General features: G+C 68.0%; 19 protein-coding genes. 10 read left to right on the forward strand and 9 right to left on the reverse strand.

The window, feature by feature from the left end:
• The first annotated feature begins 141 nt into the window (after positions 1 to 141).
• A complete protein-coding gene (locus ACFVJ3_RS03320) occupies positions 142 to 1,107 on the forward strand; it encodes a pirin family protein (RefSeq protein WP_378450703.1) in 966 nt (321 codons plus the stop codon).
• A gap of 85 nt (positions 1,108 to 1,192) precedes the next feature.
• Here the strand turns inward: ACFVJ3_RS03320 and ACFVJ3_RS03325 are convergent, their stop codons facing one another.
• Both ACFVJ3_RS03325 and ACFVJ3_RS03330 read right to left on the reverse strand, forming a co-directional pair.
• Complete coding sequence (locus ACFVJ3_RS03325; protein ID WP_378450704.1) at positions 1,193 to 1,543, reverse strand: hypothetical protein; 351 nt, start codon at positions 1,541 to 1,543, stop codon at positions 1,193 to 1,195.
• Between the two features lies 1 nt (position 1,544).
• Positions 1,545 to 2,567, reverse strand: coding sequence for a hypothetical protein (locus tag ACFVJ3_RS03330; protein WP_378450705.1), 1,023 nt, complete (start codon positions 2,565 to 2,567; stop codon positions 1,545 to 1,547).
• 203 nt (positions 2,568 to 2,770) lie between these two features.
• Here ACFVJ3_RS03330 and leuA point away from each other — a divergent pair, with 203 nt between their 5' ends.
• From leuA to ACFVJ3_RS03350, 4 genes are all read left to right on the forward strand, one after another.
• The gene (gene leuA, locus ACFVJ3_RS03335; protein WP_378450706.1) at positions 2,771 to 4,579 is read left to right on the forward strand and encodes a 2-isopropylmalate synthase; all 1,809 of its coding nucleotides are present in this window, start codon (positions 2,771 to 2,773) and stop codon (positions 4,577 to 4,579) included.
• A gap of 158 nt (positions 4,580 to 4,737) precedes the next feature.
• Positions 4,738 to 6,477, forward strand: a complete 1,740-nt coding sequence (gene ctaD, locus ACFVJ3_RS03340) for a cytochrome c oxidase subunit I (RefSeq protein ID WP_378450707.1) — start codon at positions 4,738 to 4,740, stop codon at positions 6,475 to 6,477.
• A gap of 416 nt (positions 6,478 to 6,893) precedes the next feature.
• A complete protein-coding gene (locus ACFVJ3_RS03345; RefSeq protein ID WP_378450708.1) occupies positions 6,894 to 12,380 on the forward strand; it encodes a biotin carboxylase N-terminal domain-containing protein in 5,487 nt (1,828 codons plus the stop codon).
• A 173-nt stretch (positions 12,381 to 12,553) separates the two neighbouring features.
• A complete protein-coding gene (locus ACFVJ3_RS03350; RefSeq protein ID WP_378450709.1) occupies positions 12,554 to 12,934 on the forward strand; it encodes an SHOCT domain-containing protein in 381 nt (126 codons plus the stop codon).
• A 59-nt stretch (positions 12,935 to 12,993) separates the two neighbouring features.
• Here ACFVJ3_RS03350 and ACFVJ3_RS03355 read toward each other — a convergent pair whose 3' ends face one another.
• Entirely contained in the window at positions 12,994 to 13,887 is an 894-nt protein-coding gene (locus ACFVJ3_RS03355) for a LysR family transcriptional regulator (RefSeq protein ID WP_378450710.1), read from the reverse strand.
• A gap of 72 nt (positions 13,888 to 13,959) precedes the next feature.
• Between ACFVJ3_RS03355 and ACFVJ3_RS03360 the strand changes: the two genes are divergently transcribed.
• From ACFVJ3_RS03360 to ACFVJ3_RS03370, 3 genes are read left to right on the forward strand one after another with little or no spacing between them, the layout of a single operon-like run.
• The gene (locus tag ACFVJ3_RS03360) at positions 13,960 to 14,877 is read left to right on the forward strand and encodes an EamA family transporter (protein WP_378450711.1); all 918 of its coding nucleotides are present in this window, start codon (positions 13,960 to 13,962) and stop codon (positions 14,875 to 14,877) included.
• A gap of 25 nt (positions 14,878 to 14,902) precedes the next feature.
• Positions 14,903 to 16,156: a MurT ligase domain-containing protein gene (locus ACFVJ3_RS03365; protein ID WP_378450712.1), complete on the forward strand. Its 1,254-nt coding sequence runs from the start codon at positions 14,903 to 14,905 to the stop codon at positions 16,154 to 16,156.
• Positions 16,149 to 16,859, forward strand: coding sequence for a type 1 glutamine amidotransferase (locus tag ACFVJ3_RS03370; protein ID WP_378450713.1), 711 nt, complete (start codon positions 16,149 to 16,151; stop codon positions 16,857 to 16,859). Before ACFVJ3_RS03365 ends, ACFVJ3_RS03370 begins: the two co-directional genes overlap by 8 nt.
• Positions 16,860 to 16,943: 84 nt before the next feature.
• Here the strand turns inward: ACFVJ3_RS03370 and ACFVJ3_RS03375 are convergent, their stop codons facing one another.
• Positions 16,944 to 17,957: a type IV toxin-antitoxin system AbiEi family antitoxin domain-containing protein gene (locus ACFVJ3_RS03375; protein ID WP_378450714.1), complete on the reverse strand. Its 1,014-nt coding sequence runs from the start codon at positions 17,955 to 17,957 to the stop codon at positions 16,944 to 16,946.
• A 207-nt stretch (positions 17,958 to 18,164) separates the two neighbouring features.
• On the opposite strand from ACFVJ3_RS03375, the gene ACFVJ3_RS03380 reads away from it, so the two are divergent.
• Both ACFVJ3_RS03380 and ACFVJ3_RS03385 read left to right on the forward strand, forming a co-directional pair.
• A complete protein-coding gene (locus tag ACFVJ3_RS03380) occupies positions 18,165 to 18,611 on the forward strand; it encodes an SRPBCC family protein (RefSeq protein WP_378450715.1) in 447 nt (148 codons plus the stop codon).
• Positions 18,608 to 18,940 carry a metalloregulator ArsR/SmtB family transcription factor gene (locus ACFVJ3_RS03385; protein ID WP_005248640.1) on the forward strand — a complete coding sequence of 111 codons (333 nt, stop codon included), beginning with the start codon at positions 18,608 to 18,610 and terminating at the stop codon, positions 18,938 to 18,940. Before ACFVJ3_RS03380 ends, ACFVJ3_RS03385 begins: the two co-directional genes overlap by 4 nt.
• A 125-nt stretch (positions 18,941 to 19,065) precedes the next feature.
• Here ACFVJ3_RS03385 and ACFVJ3_RS03390 read toward each other — a convergent pair whose 3' ends face one another.
• The 5 genes from ACFVJ3_RS03390 to ACFVJ3_RS03410 all read right to left on the reverse strand — a co-directional run bounded on the left by ACFVJ3_RS03390 (position 19,066) and on the right by ACFVJ3_RS03410 (position 22,688).
• Positions 19,066 to 20,523 carry an MFS transporter gene (locus ACFVJ3_RS03390; protein ID WP_378450716.1) on the reverse strand — a complete coding sequence of 486 codons (1,458 nt, stop codon included), beginning with the start codon at positions 20,521 to 20,523 and terminating at the stop codon, positions 19,066 to 19,068.
• Between the two features lie 84 nt (positions 20,524 to 20,607).
• A complete protein-coding gene (locus ACFVJ3_RS03395; RefSeq protein ID WP_378450717.1) occupies positions 20,608 to 21,180 on the reverse strand; it encodes a TetR family transcriptional regulator in 573 nt (190 codons plus the stop codon).
• The gene (gene recR / locus ACFVJ3_RS03400) at positions 21,177 to 21,785 is read right to left on the reverse strand and encodes a recombination mediator RecR (protein WP_005248644.1); all 609 of its coding nucleotides are present in this window, start codon (positions 21,783 to 21,785) and stop codon (positions 21,177 to 21,179) included. Before recR ends, ACFVJ3_RS03395 begins: the two co-directional genes overlap by 4 nt.
• Before the next feature lie 9 nt (positions 21,786 to 21,794).
• A complete protein-coding gene (locus ACFVJ3_RS03405; protein ID WP_005253373.1) occupies positions 21,795 to 22,112 on the reverse strand; it encodes a YbaB/EbfC family nucleoid-associated protein in 318 nt (105 codons plus the stop codon).
• Between the two features lie 141 nt (positions 22,113 to 22,253).
• Positions 22,254 to 22,688: an SRPBCC family protein gene (locus ACFVJ3_RS03410; RefSeq protein WP_378450718.1), complete on the reverse strand. Its 435-nt coding sequence runs from the start codon at positions 22,686 to 22,688 to the stop codon at positions 22,254 to 22,256.
• Positions 22,689 to 22,756 lie beyond the last annotated feature (68 nt).

Below are 22,756 nucleotides of genomic sequence, written 5' to 3' on the forward strand. Positions count from 1 at the left end.
CGTGCGCCTTTCTGGTTGTCGGAGCTACCAAAAAGGCGCACGGGTGGCGGAGCCGCTGCCTTGGGAATACCTGGACGCAGCGGGTGTTACACACCATGAAGTAGTTGAACAATCAATTACCTGAGTACGAGGAGACACCCCATGCCTGCCGTGACGGTCGACAACATCCTTGCCCTGCCGCGTATCGACGCACCCGCTCCCGGCGCCGTCGACCGCCCGGTCCGTTCGCTCACCACCGCTCCCGTCGGATACGAGGGCGAAGGCTTCCCGGTCCGCCGCGCGTTCGCAGGCATCGACCTGTCGGCCCTCGACCCGTTCATCCACATGGACCAGATGGGCGAGGTCGACTACGCACCCGGTGAACCCAAGGGAACACCGTGGCATCCGCACCGCGGCTTCGAGACCGTCACCTACATGATCGACGGCATCATGGAGCATCAGGATTCCAACGGCGGCGGCGGGACCATCGGTGGCGGCGACACCCAGTGGATGACCGCGGGCGGCGGCATCCTGCACATCGAGACCCCACCCGAGCACCTGGTGATGAGCGGTGGCCTGTTCCATGGCGTCCAGCTGTGGGTGAACCTGCCGCGCGACAACAAGATGGCCGCGCCCCGCTACCAGGACATCACCGGTCAAAAGGTGGCCCTGCTGTCCTCGACGGATGGCGGCGCGCTCGTTCGCGTGATCGCCGGCGACGTGGACGGACACCACGGACCCGGGTCCACATACACGCCGATCAGCCTCGTCCACGCGACGATCGCACCGGGCGCCAGCCTGACGCTGCCGTGGAACCCCGAGTTCAACGCGCTCGCCTACGTCCTCGCGGGCGAGGGGCTCGTCGGGTCCGAGCGCCGTCCGATCCGCATGGGCCAGACGGCCGTCTACGGGCGCGGTGACACCCTGACGATCGCCGCGGCCGACACACAGGATTCGCGGACCAAGTCCTTCGAGGTGTTCCTCCTCGGCGGCAAGCCGATCCGCGAGCCCGTCGCGATGGCCGGACCGTTCGTCATGAACACCAAGGCCGAGGTGCTGCAGGCGTTCGAGGACTTCCAGGCCGGCCGCCTGGGTTCCGTTCCGGCAGCACACGAGACGCTCGACTGACCCCACGTGAGTGGCAAAGCGTGCCGGGGCACACAATGCCACTCACGTGCGGAAGGCCCTGCACGACAGACGGTTCGGCGCCCGATCAGGGGCGCCGGATCTTCGCGTCGATACGGTGGATACGCAGGTCGCCCTGCGGGATCCGGAACGTCTCGACCACCCGGACCGTCACGAGGGTGCGGCCGAACAGTCCGGCGTCGAGGAGGTAGTCGACGGTGACGTTCTCGCCGTCGACCGACCACACACAGTCGCGGATCGCCCGGATCACCCGGTACTGGGGACCGCCGGACAGGCTTCGGCGCAGGTGATTTCCGGAGAATGCCGTCTTCAGCCCCACCTCGTACCGCACAGCCCGCGGCTCGATGGGCACCGAGTTGCCGTCGTGGCTGAGCAACGCGTCCAGGTAGGCCCGGGCGACATCGACCTGTGTGTTCATGTCAGTAGTCGAACATTTCGGCCGCGGCGAGCACCAGCGTTTCCGCGTCGTCGCAGCTAGGCGCGGACGCCGCCACGGACGCCGTCAGCCGATTGCTGCGTTTGTCCCGTTCGCTCACCGGACTCGACGGCCGGTTCGTGTCGAACACCGCACCCGGGTAGAAGTAGTAGTGGCATTCGAGTGCGTCCCGGAAGTACGTGAACGTCTTGCCGTCGAGTTCGACCGATTCGGGGCCGCCGGTCTGCGACGGTTCGGGCGACAGCGCCAGTTGCACGGACGCCGCGTCGCCGCCGCGGAGGGTCAGAAGGCACTCGTAGGGACGGCTGCCGGGGGCGAATGTCTCTACTCCCCGTCCGGACATCTTCTCGATCGCCCGGCACGGATCCTGCTGTGCGAGAGGGATATCCGAACGCACCGGCACCGGGGTGCGCAGCCTGTCCGCGACCGATCCGAGCACGGTGCGGGCCTCCGCGCAGTCGTCGCCGGCGGCGGAGTCGCCCGTTCCGCCCGCCCCGTCGAGGTACGAGACGTGCCCCCACCGCCCAGCGGCGTCGTCCGGCACCCCCGGAACCGGGGGCAGCGAGAAGTAGAGGGTGCACGTGCCCGGGAGCGCGCCGACCGCGGGACGCACCTCGATTCCCGACGTCGCCTCGCCCGCACCGGTTTCTTCCGTGGGTTCGCGTTCGCCCACCGTCACCTCGACCCAGACGGGGTTGGCGGGCGTGCCGCGGGGAGGCACCAACTCCGCGTGGCACGTCGACAGATCGCCGACCGGCCCGAACGCGGTGACCTGCCCGAGCGAGGCGACCAGATTCTCGTCGAGCAGTCCGCACGGGGCGATGTCTCGGGCCGCGGCGGCGACGGCCAACTCGACGCGGCTGTGGTCGCTGACCGGCAGGCCGTAGATCGGCTCGCCGACCCCGGCGACGCTCGGCGCCCCCTCCACCACCCCGGCACACGACACCAGCAGCGTCGCAAAAAGCGCGGCCACCAGCGGTGATACCACCGTCGCGCTGCGGCCCACCGCTCTCTCCTCACTCGGACTTCGAACCCCGGCACGCGAACGATGGTGCCCGGAGTACAGTGCTGAGTATGCAGCGCGCACTACTCCTTGGTTGCCGCGACGGGGTCTGATCCAGACTGGCTTCCCGTCGCGGGGTTTCGCGTGCGCCGGTCGACACAGCCGTTGGACTCAGAAAGTCCACATCGAACCTGGAGATCAATCCCATGTCCCCCGCTGACGCCTTTACCTCCGGATCGCGCACCATCACGCCGCCTTCCAAGCCTGCTCCCTCCGATCAGCCGAACTGGAACACGCAGAAGAATTCGTCGATGCCGACGTTCCGCTACCGCTCCTTCTCCGAGGAAGTGGAGCCGGTGTCGCTGCCGGACCGTTCGTGGCCCGACAAGATCATCGACCGCGCGCCGCAGTGGTGCGCCGTCGATCTCCGTGACGGCAACCAGGCGCTGATCGACCCGATGAGCCCCGCCCGCAAGCGCCGCATGTTCGAACTGCTGGTGCGGATGGGCTACAAGGAGATCGAGGTCGGCTTCCCGTCGGCGAGCCAGACGGACTTCGACTTCGTCCGCGAGATCATCGAAGACGGCGCGATTCCGGACGACGTCACCATCCAGGTGCTCACGCAGTCCCGGCCGGAACTGATCAAGCGCACGTTCGAGGCCTGCGAAGGCGCGAACAAGGTGATCGTCCACTTCTACAACTCGACGTCCATCCTGCAGCGCCGGGTGGTGTTCAAGGCCGAGCGCGACGTGATCAAGAAAATCGCGACCGACGCGGCAACCCTGGCCCTCGAAGAGGCGAAGAACTACCCCGACACGCAGTGGCGCTGGGAGTACTCCCCCGAGTCGTACACCGGCACGGAACTCGCGTACGCCAAGGAGGTGTGCGACGCCGTCACCGAGGTGCTGCAGCCGACGCCGGAGAACCCGGTGATCCTGAACCTGCCCGCCACCGTCGAGATGGCGACGCCCAACGTGTACGCCGACTCCATCGAGTGGATGCACCGCAACCTGGCCCGCCGCGACTCGGTCATCCTGTCGCTGCACCCCCACAACGACCGCGGCACCGGCGTGGCCGCCGCCGAGCTGGGCTACCAGGCCGGCGCCGACCGCATCGAGGGCTGCCTGTTCGGTAACGGTGAGCGCACCGGCAACGTCTGCCTGGTCACGCTCGGACTCAACATGTTCACCCGGGGCGTCGACCCGCAGATCGACTTCTCGAACATCGACGAGATCCGCCGCACGGTCGAGTACTGCAACCAGCTGCCCGTCCACGAGCGTCACCCGTACGGCGGCGACCTCGTGTACACCGCGTTCTCCGGCAGCCACCAGGACGCGATCAACAAGGGTCTCGACGCCATGAAGTTCGACGCCGACTCGCAGGACTCGGACGTCGACGACATCCTGTGGGCGGTTCCCTACCTGCCGATCGACCCCAAGGACGTGGGCCGCACGTACGAGGCCGTGATCCGAGTCAACTCGCAGTCCGGCAAGGGCGGCGTCGCGTACATCATGAAGGCCGATCACGGGCTGGTGCTGCCGCGCCGCCTGCAGATCGAGTTCTCGCAAGCGGTCCAGCGGATCACCGACGGTGAGGGTGGCGAGGTGTCGCCCAAGGAGATGTGGGACGTCTTCCACGAGGAGTACCTGGCTCCGATCACGCCGCTCGAGCGGATGAAGCAGAAGGTGACGGCGTCCGAGGAGGACGGCGGCACCGACTCCATCACCGCGACCGTGAAGGTCGACGGCAAGGAGCACGAGATCTCGGGTTCGGGCAACGGCCCGCTCGCCGCGTTCGTCGACGCGCTCGCCACCGTCGACTTCGACGTGCGCGTTCTCGACTACTCCGAGCACGCCATGTCGGCCGGTGACGACGCCCAGGCGGCCGCGTACGTCGAGTGCGCCGTGACCGCTCCCGACGGACGGAACACCGTGGTCTGGGGTGTCGGCATCGCGACGTCGATCACCACCGCGTCGCTGCGCGCCGTCGTTTCGGCGGTCAACCGGGCGCACTGACCGCTTCCCGACCCTCGCTGCCGCAGGCGCGCACCACGCGCACCTGCGGCAGCGTCGTTTCCGCCCGCGGAAAGCGGCTCCCTCCGGCCGCCGGGTGACTACCCTGGTAACGGAGTCCACACCGGACCCGAACCGCCTCGGACCCTTCGGGGGGCGTCGTGAATCTGGCATTTCAACAGCATCGCCCGGTCCGTCCGTTTCCGGCCCGGCGCCGCTCCAAGGGCAGCTTCTTCTACAAGATGATCACGACGACGGATCCCAAGGACCTGGGGATTCTGTACCTGGTCACGTCGTTCGTCTTCTTCCTGGCCGGCGGTTTGATGGCCTTGCTGATCCGCGGCGAACTCGCCGTCCCGGGTTTGCAGTTCCTGTCGAACGAGCAGTACAACCAGCTGTTCACGATGCACGGCACGATCATGCTGCTGCTGTACGCGACGCCGATCGTGTTCGGGTTCGCGAACTACATCCTGCCGCTGCAGATCGGCGCCCCCGACGTCGCGTTCCCTCGTCTCAACGCGTTCAGTTACTGGGCGTTCCTGTTCGGCGGCACCATCGCGATCGCGGGCTTCATCACCCCTGGGGGCGCCGCGGACTTCGGCTGGACCGCGTACTCGCCGCTGACGAGCGCGCTGCACTCGCCGGGTGTCGGCGCCGATCTGTGGATCATGGGGCTGGCGCTGTCCGGCCTCGGCACCATCCTCGGCGGTGTCAACATGATCACCACCGTCATCTGCCTGCGAGCCCCGGGCATGATCATGTTCCGGATGCCGATCTTCACGTGGAACATCTTCGTCACCAGCATCCTGATCCTGGTGGCGTTCCCGATCCTCACCGCCGCGCTGATGGGCCTGTTCGTCGACCGGCATCTCGGCGGGAACCTGTACGACCCGGCCACCGGCGGTGTGCTGCTGTGGCAGCACCTGTTCTGGTTCTTCGGTCACCCCGAGGTGTACATCGTGGCGCTGCCGTTCTTCGGGATCGTCACGGAGATCTTCCCGGTCTTCAGCCGCAAGCCGGTGTTCGGGTACAGCGGGCTCGTCTACGCGACGATCGCCATCGCGGCCCTCTCGATCGCCGTGTGGGCGCACCACATGTACGCGACGGGCGCGGTGCTGTTGCCGTTCTTCTCGTTCATGACGTTCCTGATCGCGGTGCCCACCGGGGTGAAGATCTTCAACTGGATCGGCACCATGTGGAAGGGGCAGCTGACGTTCGAGACCCCCATGCTGTTCTCGCTCGGCTTCCTCATCACGTTCATCTTCGGCGGCCTCACCGGTGTCATCCTCGCGAGCCCGCCGCTGGACTTCCACGTCACCGACAGCTACTTCGTCATCGCCCACTTCCACTACGTGCTGTTCGGGACGATCGTCTTCGCCACGTACGCCGGCATCTACTTCTGGTTCCCGAAGATGACCGGACGCATGCTCGACGAGCGTCTCGGCAAATGGCATTTCTGGACCACGTTCACCGGTTTCCACGGCACGTTCCTCGTCCAGCACTGGCTCGGCGCCGAGGGGATGCCGCGCCGCTACGCCGACTACCTGCCCTCGGACGGCTTCACGGTCCTCAACTCGGTCTCCACGGTGTTCGCGTTCGTCCTGGGCGCGTCGACCGTGCCGTTCGTCTGGAACGTCTTCAAGAGCTACCGCTACGGCGAGGTGGTGACCGTGGACGACCCGTGGGGGTTCGGGAACTCCCTCGAGTGGGCGACGACGTGCCCCCCGCCGCGGCACAACTTCACCGAGCTGCCACGGATCCGCTCCGAGCGTCCCGCGTTCGAACTGCACTATCCGCACATGGTCGACCGGATGCACCGCGAGGCACACGTCGGCGTGCGGGGCGCGGTGGCGCACGCGACCGAACCCGCGACCGCCGACCCGAAGATGAACCGCCAGTAACGTCCGCGTGAAAGTTCCCTTCCCCGAGAACTTCTCGAGGAACCGGATGAAACCGACTCTGTGACAACGGGTTGCAGATACATCTCCGGACGACGCCCAGTTCGCCCGAATTCCGGCCTCATTACTCTCTCGTAGGGTCGACACGCAAGTCCTTGAACGCTTGACAAGCCGATCGGGGCCTCGCAGAAGTTACGCGCGGGTACATTTTTTCGACGTTATGCTCGCATTCCCCGAGCATCGGTCCCGCAATGGCGCAGGTCCGACGATCGCGTTCGGGGCGCCCCTGGAGGTAGTCAAGTGGGTTGTGCAGGGGTGCACTTGTCCGCGAAGGCGGCACCCAGTCCTCGGCGGACATGGCCTTGGCCATCGAAACACTCTGCGGATCAATGAGTTTTACGGAAACGGAGCGATAACAGATGTTCAAGCGAATAGCGATAGTCAACCGCGGCGAAGCGGCGGTCCGCCTGATTCGTGCGGTGCGCGAACTGAACGCCGAGCACAACTACGGCATCCGCACGATCGCCCTCCACACCGAGGCGGAACGCCGCGCGATGTTCGTTCGGCAGGCCGACGAGGGTGTGTGCTTGCGCACAGTCAAGACCGGCACGGCCTACCTCGATCACGCCGAGCTGGCCCGCGCGCTGCGCGAGAGCAAGGCCGACGCCGTGTGGGTCGGCTGGGGCTTCGTCGCCGAGGATCCCGCGTTCGTCGAGGTCTGCGAGCAGCTCGGCATCACGTTCATCGGCCCGCCCGCCGAATCGATGCGCCTGCTGGGCGACAAGGTGGAGGCCAAGCTCCTCGCCGAGAAGGTGGAGGTCCCGGTCGCGCCGTGGAGTGGCGGCCCCGTCGCCACCCGCGCCGACGCCCGCCGTCACGCCCAGGCCATCGGCTACCCGCTCATCATCAAGGCCCGCTCGGGTGGCGGTGGCCGCGGTATCCGCAAGGTGTGGTCGGAGGACGAACTCGAACTCGCGCTCGAGCGCACCCAGGGTGAGGCCCAGCGGTCCTTCGGCGACCCCGTCGTGTTCATCGAACGACTGGTCACCGACGCACGCCACGTCGAGGTACAGGTGATTGCCGACAACTTCGGCAACGTCTGGGCTCCCGGTGTGCGCGACTGCTCCATCCAGCGCAAGAACCAGAAGGTCATCGAGGAGTCCAGCTCGCCGCTCCTCACCACCGAGCAGGCGAACCATCTGCGCACCGTCTCCGCCGAGCTCGTGCGCGCCGCCGGCTACCGCGGCGCCGGCACGGTCGAGTACCTGTACCAGCCCGAGCAGAAGACGTTCACGTTCCTCGAGGTCAACACCCGCCTGCAGGTCGAGCACCCCATCACCGAGGCCACCACGGGCATCGACCTGGTGAAGCTGCAGATCCTCGTCGCCAGCGGTGAGCCGCTGGTCGGCGACTGCCCGCCCGAGTTCGGTCACGCCGTCGAGGCCCGCCTCAACGCGGAGGACGCCGCCAACGGCTTCGCTCCCGCGCCCGGCGCCGTGCAGCTGCTCAAGTTCCCGCTCGGCAGCGGTCTCCGCGTCGACACCGGCATCGCCCAGGGCGACATCATCCCGCCCGACTACGACTCGATGGTCGCCAAGGTCATCGCCTGGGGTCGCGACCGCTCCGAGGCGCTCGCGCGTCTGCGCACCGCTCTCCGCGAGACCACGGTCGTGCTGCAGGGCGGCACCACCACCAAGTCGTTCCTGCTGGATCTGCTGGACCGCGAAGAGGTCATCTCCGCGTCCGCCGACACCGGCTGGCTGGACCGCACCGACGCAGGCACCTCCAACGTCCCGTCCCGGACCGCGGATGTCGCACTGATCGCCGCCGCCATCGACGCCTACGACGCCGAGGAGAAGCTCGAGCGTGAGGCGTTCCTGTCGTCCGCTCGCGGTGGACGCCCCCGCGCCGGCCACGCCATCGGCCGCAAGGTGGAGCTCAGCTACCAGGGCCAGGCCTACGGACTCACCGTCACGCAGGTCGGCGCCCACACCTACCGCGTCGACGGGGACGCCCCCGAGACCGAGGTCGAGGTCGACCGCCTCAGCGAGTTCGAGAGCCGCCTGGTGATCGGCGACCGCCGCCACCACGTCGTCTCGGTCGCAGGCCGCGCCCAGTACCTCGTCGAGGTCGACGGCATCAGCCACCAGATCAGCCAGGACGAGGCCGGCGTCGTCCGCGCACCGGCTCCTGCAGTCGTGGTCGCGGTGCCCGTGTCCGTCGGCGACGAGGTCGAGGTCGGCGCCACGCTGGTCGTCCTCGAGAGCATGAAGATGGAGACCGCGGTCCGCGCCCCCGTCGCAGGCAGGGTGCGGGAAGTTCTCGCCATGGTCAACTCCCAGGTCGACGCCGGAACGGCACTGCTGCGCGTCGAGGAGAGCTCCGAGGAGTCCACCGCTCCGAAGTCGCCTCGCGTCGAGTTCGATCTCGGTGCTCCCGCTTCGCACGGGAACACCCGGGCCGACGCCCTCGAGCAGATCGACGCGCTCGCCGCGCTGCTCACGGGTTACGACGTCAGTGCGAAGCGGGCCGGAGTGCTCCTCGCCGAGTACGAGAAGCTGCGCGCCGAGATCGCGGGCGACCCGGATCTCGTGCAGGCGGAGCTCGCCCTGCTGAACACGTTCGCGGACATCTGCGAGATCGGACGTAACCGTCCGACCGCCGACGAGGAGGACGGTGACGAGCGCGTCCACAGCCCGCGCGAGCACTTCCACACCTACCTCCACACCCTCGACGTCGAGCTCGAAGGCCTGCCCGAGTCGTTCACGACCCGGCTGTCGCGGGCACTGCGCCACTACGACGTCACCGACCTCGAGCGCACCGCCGAGCTGGAGGAGGCGGTCTACCGCCTGTTCCTCGCGCAGCAGCGCATGGACAACCAGGTTCCCGTCATCGCCGCCCTGCTCGATCGGTGGCTGAACGAAAAGAACGCTCCCGGCCGCGCACCCAGCGGACTCGGTGAGGTCCTGGACCGGCTGATCATCGCCACCCAGGTCCGTTACCCGGTGATCGGCAACGTCGCCCGCAACGTGCGGTTCCGGTTCTTCGACGAGCCGCAGATCCGCAAGGCCCGCGAGCAGGTCTACGACGGCGTCCGCGGCAGCCTCGAGTACCTCGCCGAGCGTCCCGACGCCGCCGACTACCAGGAACGCCTCGAGGCACTGGTCGCCACCCCTCAGTCGCTGACCGAGCTCCTCGGGCAGCGGATCGCACGCAAGAGCACGACCGTCGGGCCGCTGCTCGAGGTCGTCACCCGTCGCTACTACGACATCCGCACGCTCGAGGACGTCACGTCCTTCGACCGCAACGGACGGCGTTTCGTCACCGGCAACTTCGATCTGCTCGGCGAGCGCCTGAACCTGGTGTCCGCCGTCGCCGAGTACGCCGAACTGCCCGGTGCGCTCGACGAGATCGGTGCCGTCGCCGCGGAGAACCCCGACAACCTCGTCCTCGACCTCTACCTGTCGTGGACCGCACCGCCCGCCGACCCGAACACCATGTCCGAGGACCTGCGGAAGGCGCTGGCTGCACTGCCCCTGGCCGCGACCTGCCGCCGGGTCACGGTGTCCGTCTTCGGCGGAACCGACATGGACGTCCGCAAGTTCACGTACCGCCCGGACGCAGGTGTCCTGGCGGAAGAGAAGCTGATCCGGGACATGCACCCGCTCACCGGCCAGCGACTCGACCTGTGGCGCCTGAAGAACTTCGACGGCACCCGCCTCCCCGCGGTCGCCGACACGTTCCTGTTCAACCTGGTCTCGCGCGACAATCCCACCGACGAACGCCTCATCGCGCTCGCCGAGGTCCGCGACATCACGCCGGTCCGCAACGAAGACGGCCAGGTCATCGGTGTTCCCGCCGCGGAACGCGTCCTGCAGTCGTGCCTCGACGGCATCCGCCGGGCGCAGGCCACCCGCGGCAGCAAGCGCAAGCTCGACGCCAACCGCGTCGTGCTGTACGTGTGGCCGAAGATCGACGTCCCGGTCGAGGACCTCGAGGCGTTCGCCCGGGTCGCGGCACCGCTCACCGCGGGCGCCGGACTCGAGGAGATCACCGTGATCGCCCGGCTCCAGGGCGAGCCCGGCACGGAGTCGCGGGAGAAGGCTCTGCGCTTCTCCTACCGCACCGGCGCCGGCGTGGTCGTCAAGGTCACCGAGCCGCCGACCGAGCCGCTGCAGCCGCTCGACGCGTACACGCAGAAGGTCCGCAGCTCACGTGCCCGCGGCACCGTCTACCCGTACGAGCTGATCCCGCTGCTCACCGGCCGCGACGGCAGCTTCGTCGAGCACGACCTGGACGAGTCGGGACAGCTGGTTCCCGTCGAGCGTCCGTACGGGCAGAACAAGGCCGGCCTCGTCGTCGGTCTGGTCACAGCCCGCACCGACCGGCATCCCGAGGGAATGACCCGCGTCGCGCTCTTCGGTGACCCGACGAAGGCACTGGGCACCGTCGCGGAAGCCGAGTGCGCCCGCCTCGTCGCCGGTGTGAACCTGGCCGAGAAGCTGGGGGTGCCGGTCGAGTGGTTCGCGCTGTCGTCCGGCGCGACGATCTCCATGGACAGCGGCACCGAGAACATGGACTGGGTGTCCCGCGGCCTGCGTCGCCTCATCACGTTCACGCAGAACGGTGGCGAGGTCAACGTGATCGTGGCCGGCATCAACGTGGGTGCGCAGCCCTACTGGAACGCCGAAGCCACGATGCTGATGCACACCAAGGGCATCCTCGTCATGACGCCGGACAGTGCCATGGTGCTCACCGGTAAGAACTCGCTCGACTACTCGGGTGGCGTCTCGGCCGAGGACAACTTCGGTATCGGCGGTTACGACCGCGTGATGGGCCCGAACGGTGAGGCGCAGTACTGGGCGCCGAACCTGCCCGCCGCGTGCGAGATCCTGTTCGCGCACTACGACCACGCATATGTCGTTGGCGGAGAACGCTTCCCGCGTCGGGCGCAGACCAGCGACCCGATCGGGCGCGACGTGCGGTCCTTCCCGCACATCCACCCGTCCAGCGACTTCACCACGGTCGGCGACATCTTCTCCGCGGAGACGAACCCGGAACGCAAGAAGCCGTTCGACATTCGCACGGTGATGCGTTCACTCGTCGACCAGGACCACACGGTGCTGGAGCGGTGGGCCGACATGGCGGACGCCGACACGTCCGTCGTGTTCGACGCACACCTCGGCGGTTACCCGGTGAGCGTCATCGGCATCGAGTCGCGGGCCATCGCCCGTAAGGGATGGTCGCCGGCCAACGGTCCCGACCAGTGGACCGCGGGAACGCTGTTCCCGCAGTCGTCGAAGAAGACGGCCCGGGCGATCAACGCCGCCAGCGGGAGCCGTCCGCTCGTGGTGCTGGCCAACCTGTCCGGCTTCGACGGTTCCCCGGACTCGCTGCGGCACATCCAGCTCGAGTACGGTGCCGAGATCGGCCGCGCCATCGTCAATTTCGACGGCCCGATCGTGTTCTGCGTCGTCTCCCGCTACCACGGTGGCGCGTTCGTGGTGTTCTCCGGAGCACTGAACGACAACATGGAGGTGCTGGCGGTCGAGGGTTCGTTCGCGTCGGTCCTCGGTGGTGCCCCCGCCGCGGCCGTGGTGTTCACCCGCGAGGTCAACTCTCGGGTGGCAGCCGACCCGTCGATCCGGGAGCTCGAGGCCAACCTGGCGGGCGCCCAGAACGACGCCCAGCAGGCTCACCTGCGGGTGGAGCTGGCGGCCCAGCAGGCTGCGGTGCGCAACGAGAAGCTCGGTGAGGTCGCGGCCGAGTTCGAGGCCGTGCACAACATCCAGCGGGCACAGCGGGTCGGCTCCGTCGACGCCGTCATCCCGGCCGTCGAGCTGCGCCCGTACATCATCGGTGCGGTCGAGCGCGGCATGCGCCGGGCGGTCGAAGCAGGCAAGTAGTCCCCACCCGAACGGCCGCGGCACCTACCGGGTGTCGCGGCCGTTCGGCGTTTCCGCGACCGTGGGCGGGAAGTCTGCACCGGCCGCATTTCACCTGTTTCGGATGACGCGGGTGCCCCGGCCCGGTGCGATAGTCAGCGCAGAGCGAATTCGACTGTGAATGGAGCGCTGCAATGGACTCTTTCTGGGACTTTCTCTGGGTGATCATCGTCACGTTCGGCTTCGTGGCCTACCTGATCCTGCTGTTCTCCATCATCACCGACCTGTTCCGCGACCATAAGACGTCGGGCTGGGCGAAGGCCATCTGGATCATCTTCCTGTTCTTCGTCCCGCTGCTGACCGCGCTCGTGTATCTGATCGTCAAGAGCGACGGCATGGCCCAGCGGTCGATGGCGGCCGCGCAGGAGGTGAAGCAGGCGCAGGACAGCTACATCCGTTCCGTGGCGGGCAAGTCCTCGGCCGAGCAGATCGCGGACGCGAAGGCCCTGCTCGATGCAGGCACCATCACTCAGGCGGAGTACGACACGCTGAAGGCGAAGGCGCTGAGCAGCTGAGCACCCGATCCACCAGAAGGCCCGCCCACCCGGCGGGCCTTCTTCCGTTTCCGGCCCGCTCAGTCCGCGATCCGTGCCGCGACGTCCCGGAACGCCTGCAGCACCGTGGCCACCGCGGGAACGTCGTCGGCTGCCGGCCGCCGGGCCAGCTCGTAGATGCGGGCCGCCCGCACACCCGAGAGCGGCAGCTGAACCACCGCGCGGCTGGTCACCGCATGACGGGCCAGCAGGGCCACCCCGTGACCGCCGGCGACGAGTTCCTCGATGACACGGAAGTCGTTGATGCGCATCACCACATGCGGCTGCACACCGGTCGCGGCGGCCACCGACATCAGCACGTCGTCGACGGGGAACCCGCCGCGCACACTGATCCACCGCTCGTCCGCCAACTGGTCCGGACGCACCGCATCCTGTCCGGCGAGCGGATGGCCGGGCGGCAGGATGAGGTCGATGGGTTCGCGCATCAGCGGTTCCGCCGTCACCCGCGGCGAGGACGTGTCCGGGGCCCGCTCGTCGCGATGCGTCAGCACCACGTCGTAATCGGCGAGCAGGGTGGGCACCGCGGCGGCGGGCAGGTCCTCGTCGCGCGCCTGCACGTCCACCCCACTGCCCGCGAGCGCGTCCAGCAGTCCGGGCAGCAGCAGCGCGGCACCGGACGGGAACAGCGCCACCCGCACCCGGCCGCGCGGCGAACCGCGGTAGGCGCTCATCTCCGCGGCCGCACGGTCCAGGGCGGCCACGACGTCGTCGGCGCGGACGACGAGGGCCTGACCGGCATCCGTCAGCCGCAGCCGGCGTCCGGCGGGTTCGAGCAGGATCACCCCGGCCTCCCGCGAGAGGATCTTGAGCTGTTGCGACACCGCCGACGGCGTCATCGACAACGCCTCCGCGGTCGCCGCCACCGTCCCGCGGTCCGCCAGCTCGCGCAGCACGCGCAACCGGGTCGCATCCATGTAGCAAAACTACATCGATGATGCACTTTAATGCGCTTGTCCTGATTGTTTCCGGCCCTCACGATGGAATGCATGACCTCCCGCGACCGGCTGCTCGGACTCACCGTCGTCGTCCTGTGGGGGCTCAACTTCCTCGCCATTCGCGCGGGCCTCGATCACTTCCCGCCGTTCTTCTTCGCCGCGCTGCGATTCTTCGTCATCGCGATCCCGGTGATCCTGTTCGTTCCCCGGCCGCAGGTCCCGCTGAAGTGGCTGCTGGTGTACGGCCTCGGGTTCGGCGTCGGCCAGTTCGCATTCCTGTTCTGGGCCATGCACGTCGGCATGCCCACCGGGCTGGCGTCGCTGGTCCTGCAGTCCTCGGCGCCGTTCACCGTGGTCCTCGGCGCGGTCCTGCTACGGGAGCGGCTGCGGCCGACGCAGGTGTGCGGACTGCTGGTGGCGATGGCCGGAATGACACTCATCGGCTGGGACCGCGCCCAGCACGCCGCGCTGCTGCCGGTGGCCCTGACGTTGCTCGCGGGACTGTCGTGGGCGCTGGGCAACATCGGCAACCGCAAGGCCGCGTCGGACCAGCCGATGCGGCTGATGCTGTGGATGTGCGTCATTCCGCCGCTGCCGATGCTGGCGCTGTCGCTGGGCGTCGAGGGTCCCTCGGCGGGCTGGGACTCCCTGACGTCGTCGCTGGAGGGCAACGGCCCGCTCGCGCTCGCAGGCCTCGCCTACATCGTGATTCTCGGCACGGTCGCGGGCTCGGGTCTGTGGACGGCCCTCCTCAGCCGCTACCCCGCCGGGATGGTCGCGCCGTTCTCCCTGCTGGTTCCCATCGTCGGGATCGGGGCGTCCTGGCTGGTGCTGCACGAGGAGCCGAGCGTCCTGTCGCTGATCGGCGGGGCCGTCGTCATCGCCGGCGCCGCCGCCACCCAGGTGCGCGGCAAGGTGCGTCCGAGCACACTTTCGCACTCACCTGCCCCTGCGCGAGTCGGCGTCTGACCGGACCCTGTGCAAAACTCGCGGAGTGAGTACTGGAACTGGGATCACGACGCGTGGCAAGGTCGCCCTGCGCGCAGCGGCGACGGCCTCCTGGGCGTCGCAGAAGGCGGGCCGCGGCAAGGGCTCGATGATCGGCGGCCTGATCGCCCTGAAGATCGACCCGACGCTGATGGAGCAGCTGGGCGCCGGCCGGCGCACCGCGGTGATCACCGGCACCAACGGTAAGTCCACCACCACCCGGATGACGGCGGCGGCGCTCTCCACGCTCGGTGAGGTCGCGACACAGGCCGACGGCGCCAACATGGACGCCGGCATCGTCGCGGCACTGAGCACCCGCGTCCACGCGCCCCTCGCCGCCCTCGAGGTCGACGAACTCCACGTCCCGCACGTCAGTGACGCCGTCAATCCCGAGGCCCTGGTTCTGCTCAACCTCAGCCGCGACCAGCTCGACCGCGTCGGCGAGATCAACATGATCGAACGCAAACTCCGCGCCTGCGTCGCCGCGCACCCGGAGTCCGTCGTGATCGCCAACTGCGATGACGTCCTCGTCACCTCGGTGGCCTACGACGCGAAGAACGTCATCTGGGTGGCCGCCGGCGGCGGGTGGGCCAGCGACGCCGCCAGCTGTCCGCGCACCGGCGAACCCATCGTCTGGGAGGGCTCGCACTGGCGCAGCACGGGTTCCGACTTCGCGCGCCCAACCCCCAACTGGTGGCTCGACGACGAAAACCTGTACGGGCCCGACGGTCTGAAGATCCCGATGACCCTCGCCCTGCCCGGGCGCGCCAACCGCGGCAACGCCGCGCAGGCCGTCGCCGCGGCGGTCGCGATGGGCGCGAAGGCGGACGACGCAGTCGCCGCGGCGTCCACCGTCCAGGAGGTCGCGGGCCGCTACAGCACCGTCGAGGTCGGGTCGCACTCCGTGCACATGCTGCTCGCCAAGAATCCCGCCGGCTGGCAGGAAGCGCTGTCGATGATCGACCCGACCGTCGACGGACTCGTGATCGCCGTCAACGGGCAGGTTCCCGACGGCGAGGACCTGTCCTGGCTGTGGGACGTGCGGTTCGAGCACTTCGAGGGCGTCAAGGTGGTGGCCGCCGGCGAACGCGGCACCGACCTGGCCGTCCGCCTCACCTACGCCGGCGTCGAGCACACGCTCGACCCGAACCCGTTGCGGGCCATCGCATCCTGCCCACCCGGCCGCGTCGAGGTGCTCGCCAACTACACCGCCTTCCGCGACCTGAACACCGCCATCGCGAAGGAGGCGCGCAATGCCTGACTCGACCGTACGCATCGGCCTGGTGCTGCCCGACGTGATGGGCACCTACGGCGACGGCGGCAACGCCCTGATCCTCCGGCAGCGACTGCGCATGCGCGGATACGACGCGGAGATCGTCGAGATCACGCTGAACGACCCGGTCCCGGAGTCCCTCGACGTCTACACGCTCGGTGGAGCCGAGGACTCGGCGCAGCGCCTCGCCACCCGGCACCTCGCCAAGCACCCCGGACTGCAGAAGGCCGCCGAACGCGGCGCCCCCGTCCTGGCGATCTGCGCCGCGATCCAGGTGCTCGGCAACTGGTACGAGACGTCGAGCGGCGAACGCGTCGACGGCGTCTCGATGCTCGACGTCACCACGTCCCCGCAGCCGACGCGTTCCATCGGTGAAGTGATCACGACACCACAGATGGACGGATTGACGCAGCCGCTCACGGGGTTCGAAAACCACCGCGGCGGAACCACACTCGGCGCCGACGCCCGCGGCCTCGCCCGGGTCACGCACGGCGTCGGCAACGGCGTCGGGGACGGACTCGAAGGCGTCGTCCAGGGTTCCGTGATCGGCACGTACATGCACGGACCCGCGCTCGCCCGCAACCCCGAACTCGCCGACCTGCTCCTGAAGCGGGCACTGGGCGTCGACGAACTCGCCCCCCTCGACCTGCCCGAGGTCGCACAGCTGCGCCGGGAGCGCCTGCGCGTCTAGGCATGTGAGTGGCAAAGCGTCGCCCCGCACTCTTTCTCACTCACCTGCGCACGTGAGTGAGAAAGAGTGGCCGGGCACTCTTTCTCACTCACGTGGGCAGGCCGGACAGCGACGCGACGCATCGGCCCAGCCTTCGCGGACCAACACCCGGCGCACTTCCTCGAATACCCCGCAGGGGTCGCGGGTCGTCTCCTCCCACCCATAGACCAGCCGTGGACGGTCGGCGAGCTCCGCCGCGTTGTCGCGCCGACGGTCACGGAAACGGGACTGTTGTGCGCTGTGATACTGCTGCCCGTCGAGCCGGACGATCAGCGGCACACCCCTGGGGCTGTAATCGACGTCCTCGTACAGAATCCGGCCGTCCACGACGTGCGGCATCTGACGTTTCCCGCTCGGCAGCCCGTGCGCCCGTTCGACGTCGACTGCGTAGCGATGTTCGAGGGCCGATTGAACGCCGTCGCCGAGCAGCATCACGGCGTCGGCGATGTCGGTCGCATACCGGTGTGGACGCCGGACCTCGAGTTTCCGCCGGAGCACCTCGACGTGGATCTTGCCACTGGTAGCGGCCTCGACGAATCGCAGGGCCGCCTCCCGCGGGGTGGCCTCGGACACCGCAAGGTCGATCACCGTGTCGGCCAACGATGTCCGTGGCCGGCGAAACGGGACCCAGATGTGCTCGAACGCGCGGGACCGATGGACCACGACGCCACCGTGAACGAGTGCGTTGCTTGCCGAGGTCGGGCGCGGACCTCCGGGTGCGCGGACCGTCGGCCTCTGATTCACGGCCGAGCAGTTGTAAGGGACGGTGATGTGGACCGGCGCCGACGGGTCGTCGACGCGGAGCATTCCCCACTCCTCGGCCGCGGTCCGGTGACTCAGGATCGCCCGGCCGCCGTACAGGAGTGCGGCGGAGAGGGCCATCGGGCGGGTGAGTGGACCGTTGGTGACCGCGATGACGCGCGGCAGCACCCGCAACCACTGGCCGGACACCACACGATGCCGGAGTGCGGTGGCACTGACGCCGTGCGCCCGGAGCTGTGCCGTGGTGACGACGCCGTCCTGGGCGTCGAGAATGGCCTGCCATGAGTCGTGTTCCATGCCCGGAACGGTGTCGGCCCGCCCCGACAGGAACCGCCCCTTTCAACCACGTTTTCCACAGCCTGTGGATAACCCATGTGAGTGCCAATGTGCATTCGGGTACACATCGGCACTCGCATGCCGGGCGCAACCGAAGGGTTGCAGAACGGCAGAAAGAGTGCAACCATGGAGTTGCACATCAACCGTCGTCGAAAAAGGTGGCCCACCATGGACGCATCGAGCAGCATCACCCGGACCGTTGTCGTGAACGCCCCGAGATCGGCGGTGTGGGCGGCGATCACGGATCCCGACAAGATCAGCCAGTGGTTCGGGCAGCGCACGTCGCTCGACCTCAGCGTCGGCGGCAAGGCCGCCTTCACCTGGGACGAGCACGGCACCGCCCGCGCCGTCGTCACGGAGGTCGACGAACCGAACGCCTTCGGCTTCCGCTGGGCCGCCGACATCGACGCCGACCCGGTGGTCGGCAACTCCACCCTGGTGCGGTTCACGCTGTCCGAGCACGCCGCCGGCACCGAACTGACCGTCGTCGAGACCGGGTTCGACACCCTCGACCGCGACGTCGCCGACCAGAAGCGGGCCCGCGAGGGCAACGTCCAGGGCTGGCACGCCGAACTCGACGAACTGGTCGCGTACCTGCACGGCGTGAAGGCATGACGGTGGGCACGTACGCCGAACTGGCCTCGGTGTTCGCGGCGCTGTCCGACGAGACCCGCTGGGAGATTCTGACCGAACTCGGCCGGGCCGACCAGTCGGCGTCGTCGCTCGCCACCCGGCTTCCGGTGTCGAGGCAGGCCATCGCGAAGCATCTGAATGCGCTGCAGGCCTGCGGGCTGGTGGAGTCGGTGAAGGTGGGCCGCGAGATCCGCTACCGCGCGCTGGGCGCAGAGCTCAACAAGACGGCGCGAACCCTGGAACGGATCGGCGCCGAGTGGGATCGCCGCCTGGCCGCCATCAAGCAGATCGCGGAATCGATGGAGGAGTAAAGACCCCAGACAGGGGTTCGGCCGGGAATGCTTCTGCATTCTCGGCCGGATCTCTGCTTCTCGAGTTTTCTCTGCTCACAGGTACATTTCCTCGATCCGCATCACTGACGATACACGCGAGTGATCTACGTCACAAGAGGTTCCAGCGGAGTTTTCTTCGTCCGATCGTGTCCCGGCATCGCGAGGGAGACCGCGAACACCAGGACCGCAAGGACCGCGCACACCCCGTAGGCCAACGAGAATCCGGCAGCCGAGGCGACACCACCCACCATGCTCGCCGCCAGGACGGTCGCGACCACCGCGCTGCACATCGTGGTGCCCATCGTCCGCAAAAGCACGTTGACACCGTTGGCCGCAGCCATCTGCGTGGACGGCACGGCCCGGACGATCAGCATCGGCAGCGTGCTGTACACCAGGGCGGTGCCGACGGCCGCGACACCGAGCGCGGCGATCACCATCCACAACTCCTTGTGCGGCACGGTGTGCAGCGCGTAGCCGAGGACGAGACAGATCGCGCCCGACAGGATCGTCACCTTCGACCCGTAGCGTTCGGACACCCGGGCCCCTACCTGCGCGAAGACGATCATCGACAGGCTGGTCGGCAGCTGGCACACCGCGGCCTGGAGGATCGTCAGGCCGTAACCGGCGTCCCCGCGGGGCGCCTGAAGCAGCTGGGTGGTGATGAGGGCATTTCCGTAGAATGCGAAACCGACGAGCAGCGCCATGACGTGCGGCAGCAGCACCGACCGTCGCGCAGACACCCGCAGGTCCACCAGCGGGTTCCGGTTGCGTAGCTGCTGATATCCCCACAGCGCGAACAGGAACACCGCGGACGCGAACATGCCCAGCACAGCGGGACTACCCCAGCCCCACGAGCTGCCCTGGGTGATCGGGACGAGCAGGCAGACGAGGGCCGCGGTCAGACCGACGGCGCCGACCCCGTCGAATCGTCCGCCCGACCGCACCTCGGACTCGCGGATGAACAGCACCGCGGCCGTGGTGACCGCGAGCCCGATTCCCGCGATGACCCAGAAGAGGACGTGCCAGTTGGAGTACTCGGCGACGGAGGCCGCGAACGGCAGTCCGAGCGCTGTGCCGATCCCGAGGGTCGAGCTCATCATGGCGATCGCGCCGTTGACCTTCTCCCGCGGCAATTCGTCGCGGAGGATCGAGATTCCGACCGGGATGACGGCGGCGCCTGCCCCCTGCAGTCCCCGCGCGAAGATCAGGAACGCGATGTCGGACGTCACAGCGCAGATCAACGCTCCGAGCGTCATGAAGACGAAGGCGACGAGGAGCATCCGCTTCTTGCCGAACATGTCGGCAAGCCTGCCGAAGATCGGGGTGACGACCGCACCGACCAGGAGGGTGGTGGTGATCAGCCACGACACCGACGTCTGACTCGCGCCGGTGAACGTCGGCATGCTGGGCAGGAGGGGCACCATGACCGTCTGCAGGACGGCCTGGAACACGCCCGCGAACGCGAGAATCGGGAAGAGGTAACGCGATCCGCCGGCAGAGTCCGGCGGTGCGACCGGCTGATTGGCTAGCACCGACAGTGGGCGCGGCAACGAGATCGTCAAGCGTCACCCCTTGCACAGCTGGTAAATGGCTGTTCACCACATTAGGTGAACAACCATTTACCCCGCAAGCCGGACAATCCGCCCTCAGCCGTCGAGCAACTCCTGCACCAGCGGGGCGTAGTGCGCCACCACCTCTTCCGGGGTGCCCGTCGCGTGCTCCTGCATCATCTTGCGACGCATGACGGCGAGACCCGTCAGCATCGACATCACCAGTTCGGCGCGCAACCGGGCATCCGGACCGGGCAGTCGTTCGGCCAACGCGTCGATCATCTGCGTCGAATAGTTGGCGCGCAGCTTGCGGCTGCTCTCCTCGCTCGGCCCGCTCATGAACAGGATGTTCAGCGACAGCGGCTTGTACGGTTCGAGCGGCCGCGCGAACATCGACACCATCCGCTCACCGAGACCGTCCAGCGGACCGCTGAACACGACCTCCGCGGCCGCACGGAAATCGACGAGCGCATCGAACAACTGCTCCTTCGACCCGAAGTACTTGATGATCAGGGGTGCGCTGACCCCGGCGTCCTCGGCAATGTCCTTGAGCGTGATCTCCCGGTACGGACGCGTCGCGAACGCCCGGCCCGCAGCGTCGACGATCAGCGACCGCGACTGCTCGGCCGTCCGCTTCACCGGCGCGGCAGTACCCGGATCCGACGTCACAGCGTGCGTCTCCCCGACAACGCCCTGCCCAGCGTGAGCTCGTCGGCGAACTCGAGGTCGCCGCCCATCGGCAGACCCGACGCGAGCCGGCTGACCGTCAACCCGGGAAAGTCCCGAAGCATCCGCACCAGATACGTCGCGGTTGCCTCCCCCTCCGTGTTGGGGTCGGTCGCGATGATCACCTCGGAGACGTCGACGCCGTCCTCCTGATTGCCGATGCGCGCGAGCAACTCCCGGATACGGAGCTGATCGGGGCCCACTCCGGACAGCGGATCGAGCGCCCCGCCCAGCACGTGATAGCGGCCCTTGAACTCGCGTGTGCGCTCGACGGCCTGGACGTCTTTCGGCTCCTCGACCACACAGATCACCGTGCGGTCACGGCGCGGATCGGCACAGATGCGGCAGTGCTCCTTGTCGGAGACCGTGCCGCACACCACACAGAACTGGACGCCGTCGCGCACCCGCTGCAGCGCATTCTTGAGCCGGTCGATCTCCGGCGGTTCGACGCTGAGCAGGTGGAACGCGATGCGCTGTGCGCTCTTCGGCCCGACGCCGGGCAGCTTGCCGAGCTCGTCGATCAGATCCTGAACCGGACCTTCGTACACGCCGCGCCTCTAGAAACCGGGAAGACCGGGCAGGCCTCCCCCACCGAATCCACCGGCGAGCGGACCGAGCTTCTGCGCCGCGATCTCCTGCGCCTTGTTCGACGCGTCCTCGATCGCACCGATCACGAGGTCCTGCAGAGTCTCCACATCGTCGGGATCGACGACCTTCGGATCGATCTTCAGACCGACCACTTCACCTGTCCCCTTGACCGTCGCGGTCACGAGTCCGCCACCGGCCTGCCCGGTGACCTCGGCCTCGGCCATCTCCTGCTGAGCGGCCATCAGCTGCTGCTGCATCTGCTGCGCCTGCGCGAGGAGCTGCGACATGTCGGGTTGTCCACCTGGTTGCACTGACGTGGTCCTTTCTGCTGTTTCCCCTGCCAGAGTAGACCGTGACCGTCAGTGCGGTCCGGCGCCGACGCCGTCGTGGGACTCACGCCGACGGCGCCGGAGCGAACCGGCGTCGCGTCAGGCGAGTTCGCGCTCGAGGTTCGCCAGCACCTGCGCCTGAATCTTCTTCAGACCCAGCGGGGCGAACGTCTTCTCGAAGAAGCCGCCGATGCCGCCCGCGCCCTTCCACTCGCTGGACGTGGTGACCGTCGAACCGCTGCCGCTCGGGGCCACGACCCAGGTGGTGACGAGCGACGAGTTCGCGTCCGTCTCGGTGATCGTGTTGCCCGCCACGGTGACCGTGGCCTTGATGTCGCGGGACCGCTTCTCGGTGGCCTTCAACGTCCACTGCGCGACGGTGCCGCCGCCCTGCCCGCCCTCGAGGACGCGGTAGTCCAGGTACTGCTCCGAGAGGATGCGCGGACGCACCGTCTCGTAGTCCGTCAAAGCCGCGAGCGCCTTCTCCGGTGTGGCTGCGACGGTGATCGAACTGCTCGCGCTGACCTGGCCCACTGTTCTGACTCCTCTTGTACGATTTGTACGAAACTGCTTCCTCCTCCCATCCTGCCTTCCGTCCGCGA

This window comes from Rhodococcus sp. NPDC127593, assembly GCF_042671975.1.
Taxonomy (GTDB): Bacteria; Actinomycetota; Actinomycetes; order Mycobacteriales; family Mycobacteriaceae; genus Rhodococcus_F.

What these genes read in the sequence shown, in the direction of transcription:
- ACFVJ3_RS03320 (WP_378450703.1), top strand. Translation starts at nt 142, where the DNA reads ATGCCTGCCGTGACGGTCGACAACATCCTTGCCCTGCCGCGTATCGAC.
- ACFVJ3_RS03325 (WP_378450704.1), bottom strand. Translation starts at nt 1,543, where the DNA reads ATGAACACACAGGTCGATGTCGCCCGGGCCTACCTGGACGCGTTGCTC.
- leuA (WP_378450706.1), top strand. Translation starts at nt 2,771, where the DNA reads ATGTCCCCCGCTGACGCCTTTACCTCCGGATCGCGCACCATCACGCCG.
- ACFVJ3_RS03345 (WP_378450708.1), top strand. Translation starts at nt 6,894, where the DNA reads ATGTTCAAGCGAATAGCGATAGTCAACCGCGGCGAAGCGGCGGTCCGC.
- ACFVJ3_RS03350 (WP_378450709.1), top strand. Translation starts at nt 12,554, where the DNA reads ATGGACTCTTTCTGGGACTTTCTCTGGGTGATCATCGTCACGTTCGGC.
- ACFVJ3_RS03355 (WP_378450710.1), bottom strand. Translation starts at nt 13,887, where the DNA reads ATGGATGCGACCCGGTTGCGCGTGCTGCGCGAGCTGGCGGACCGCGGG.
- ACFVJ3_RS03360 (WP_378450711.1), top strand. Translation starts at nt 13,960, where the DNA reads ATGACCTCCCGCGACCGGCTGCTCGGACTCACCGTCGTCGTCCTGTGG.
- ACFVJ3_RS03370 (WP_378450713.1), top strand. Translation starts at nt 16,149, where the DNA reads ATGCCTGACTCGACCGTACGCATCGGCCTGGTGCTGCCCGACGTGATG.
- ACFVJ3_RS03375 (WP_378450714.1), bottom strand. Translation starts at nt 17,957, where the DNA reads ATGGAACACGACTCATGGCAGGCCATTCTCGACGCCCAGGACGGCGTC.
- ACFVJ3_RS03380 (WP_378450715.1), top strand. Translation starts at nt 18,165, where the DNA reads ATGGACGCATCGAGCAGCATCACCCGGACCGTTGTCGTGAACGCCCCG.
- ACFVJ3_RS03385 (WP_005248640.1), top strand. Translation starts at nt 18,608, where the DNA reads ATGACGGTGGGCACGTACGCCGAACTGGCCTCGGTGTTCGCGGCGCTG.
- ACFVJ3_RS03405 (WP_005253373.1), bottom strand. Translation starts at nt 22,112, where the DNA reads ATGTCGCAGCTCCTCGCGCAGGCGCAGCAGATGCAGCAGCAGCTGATG.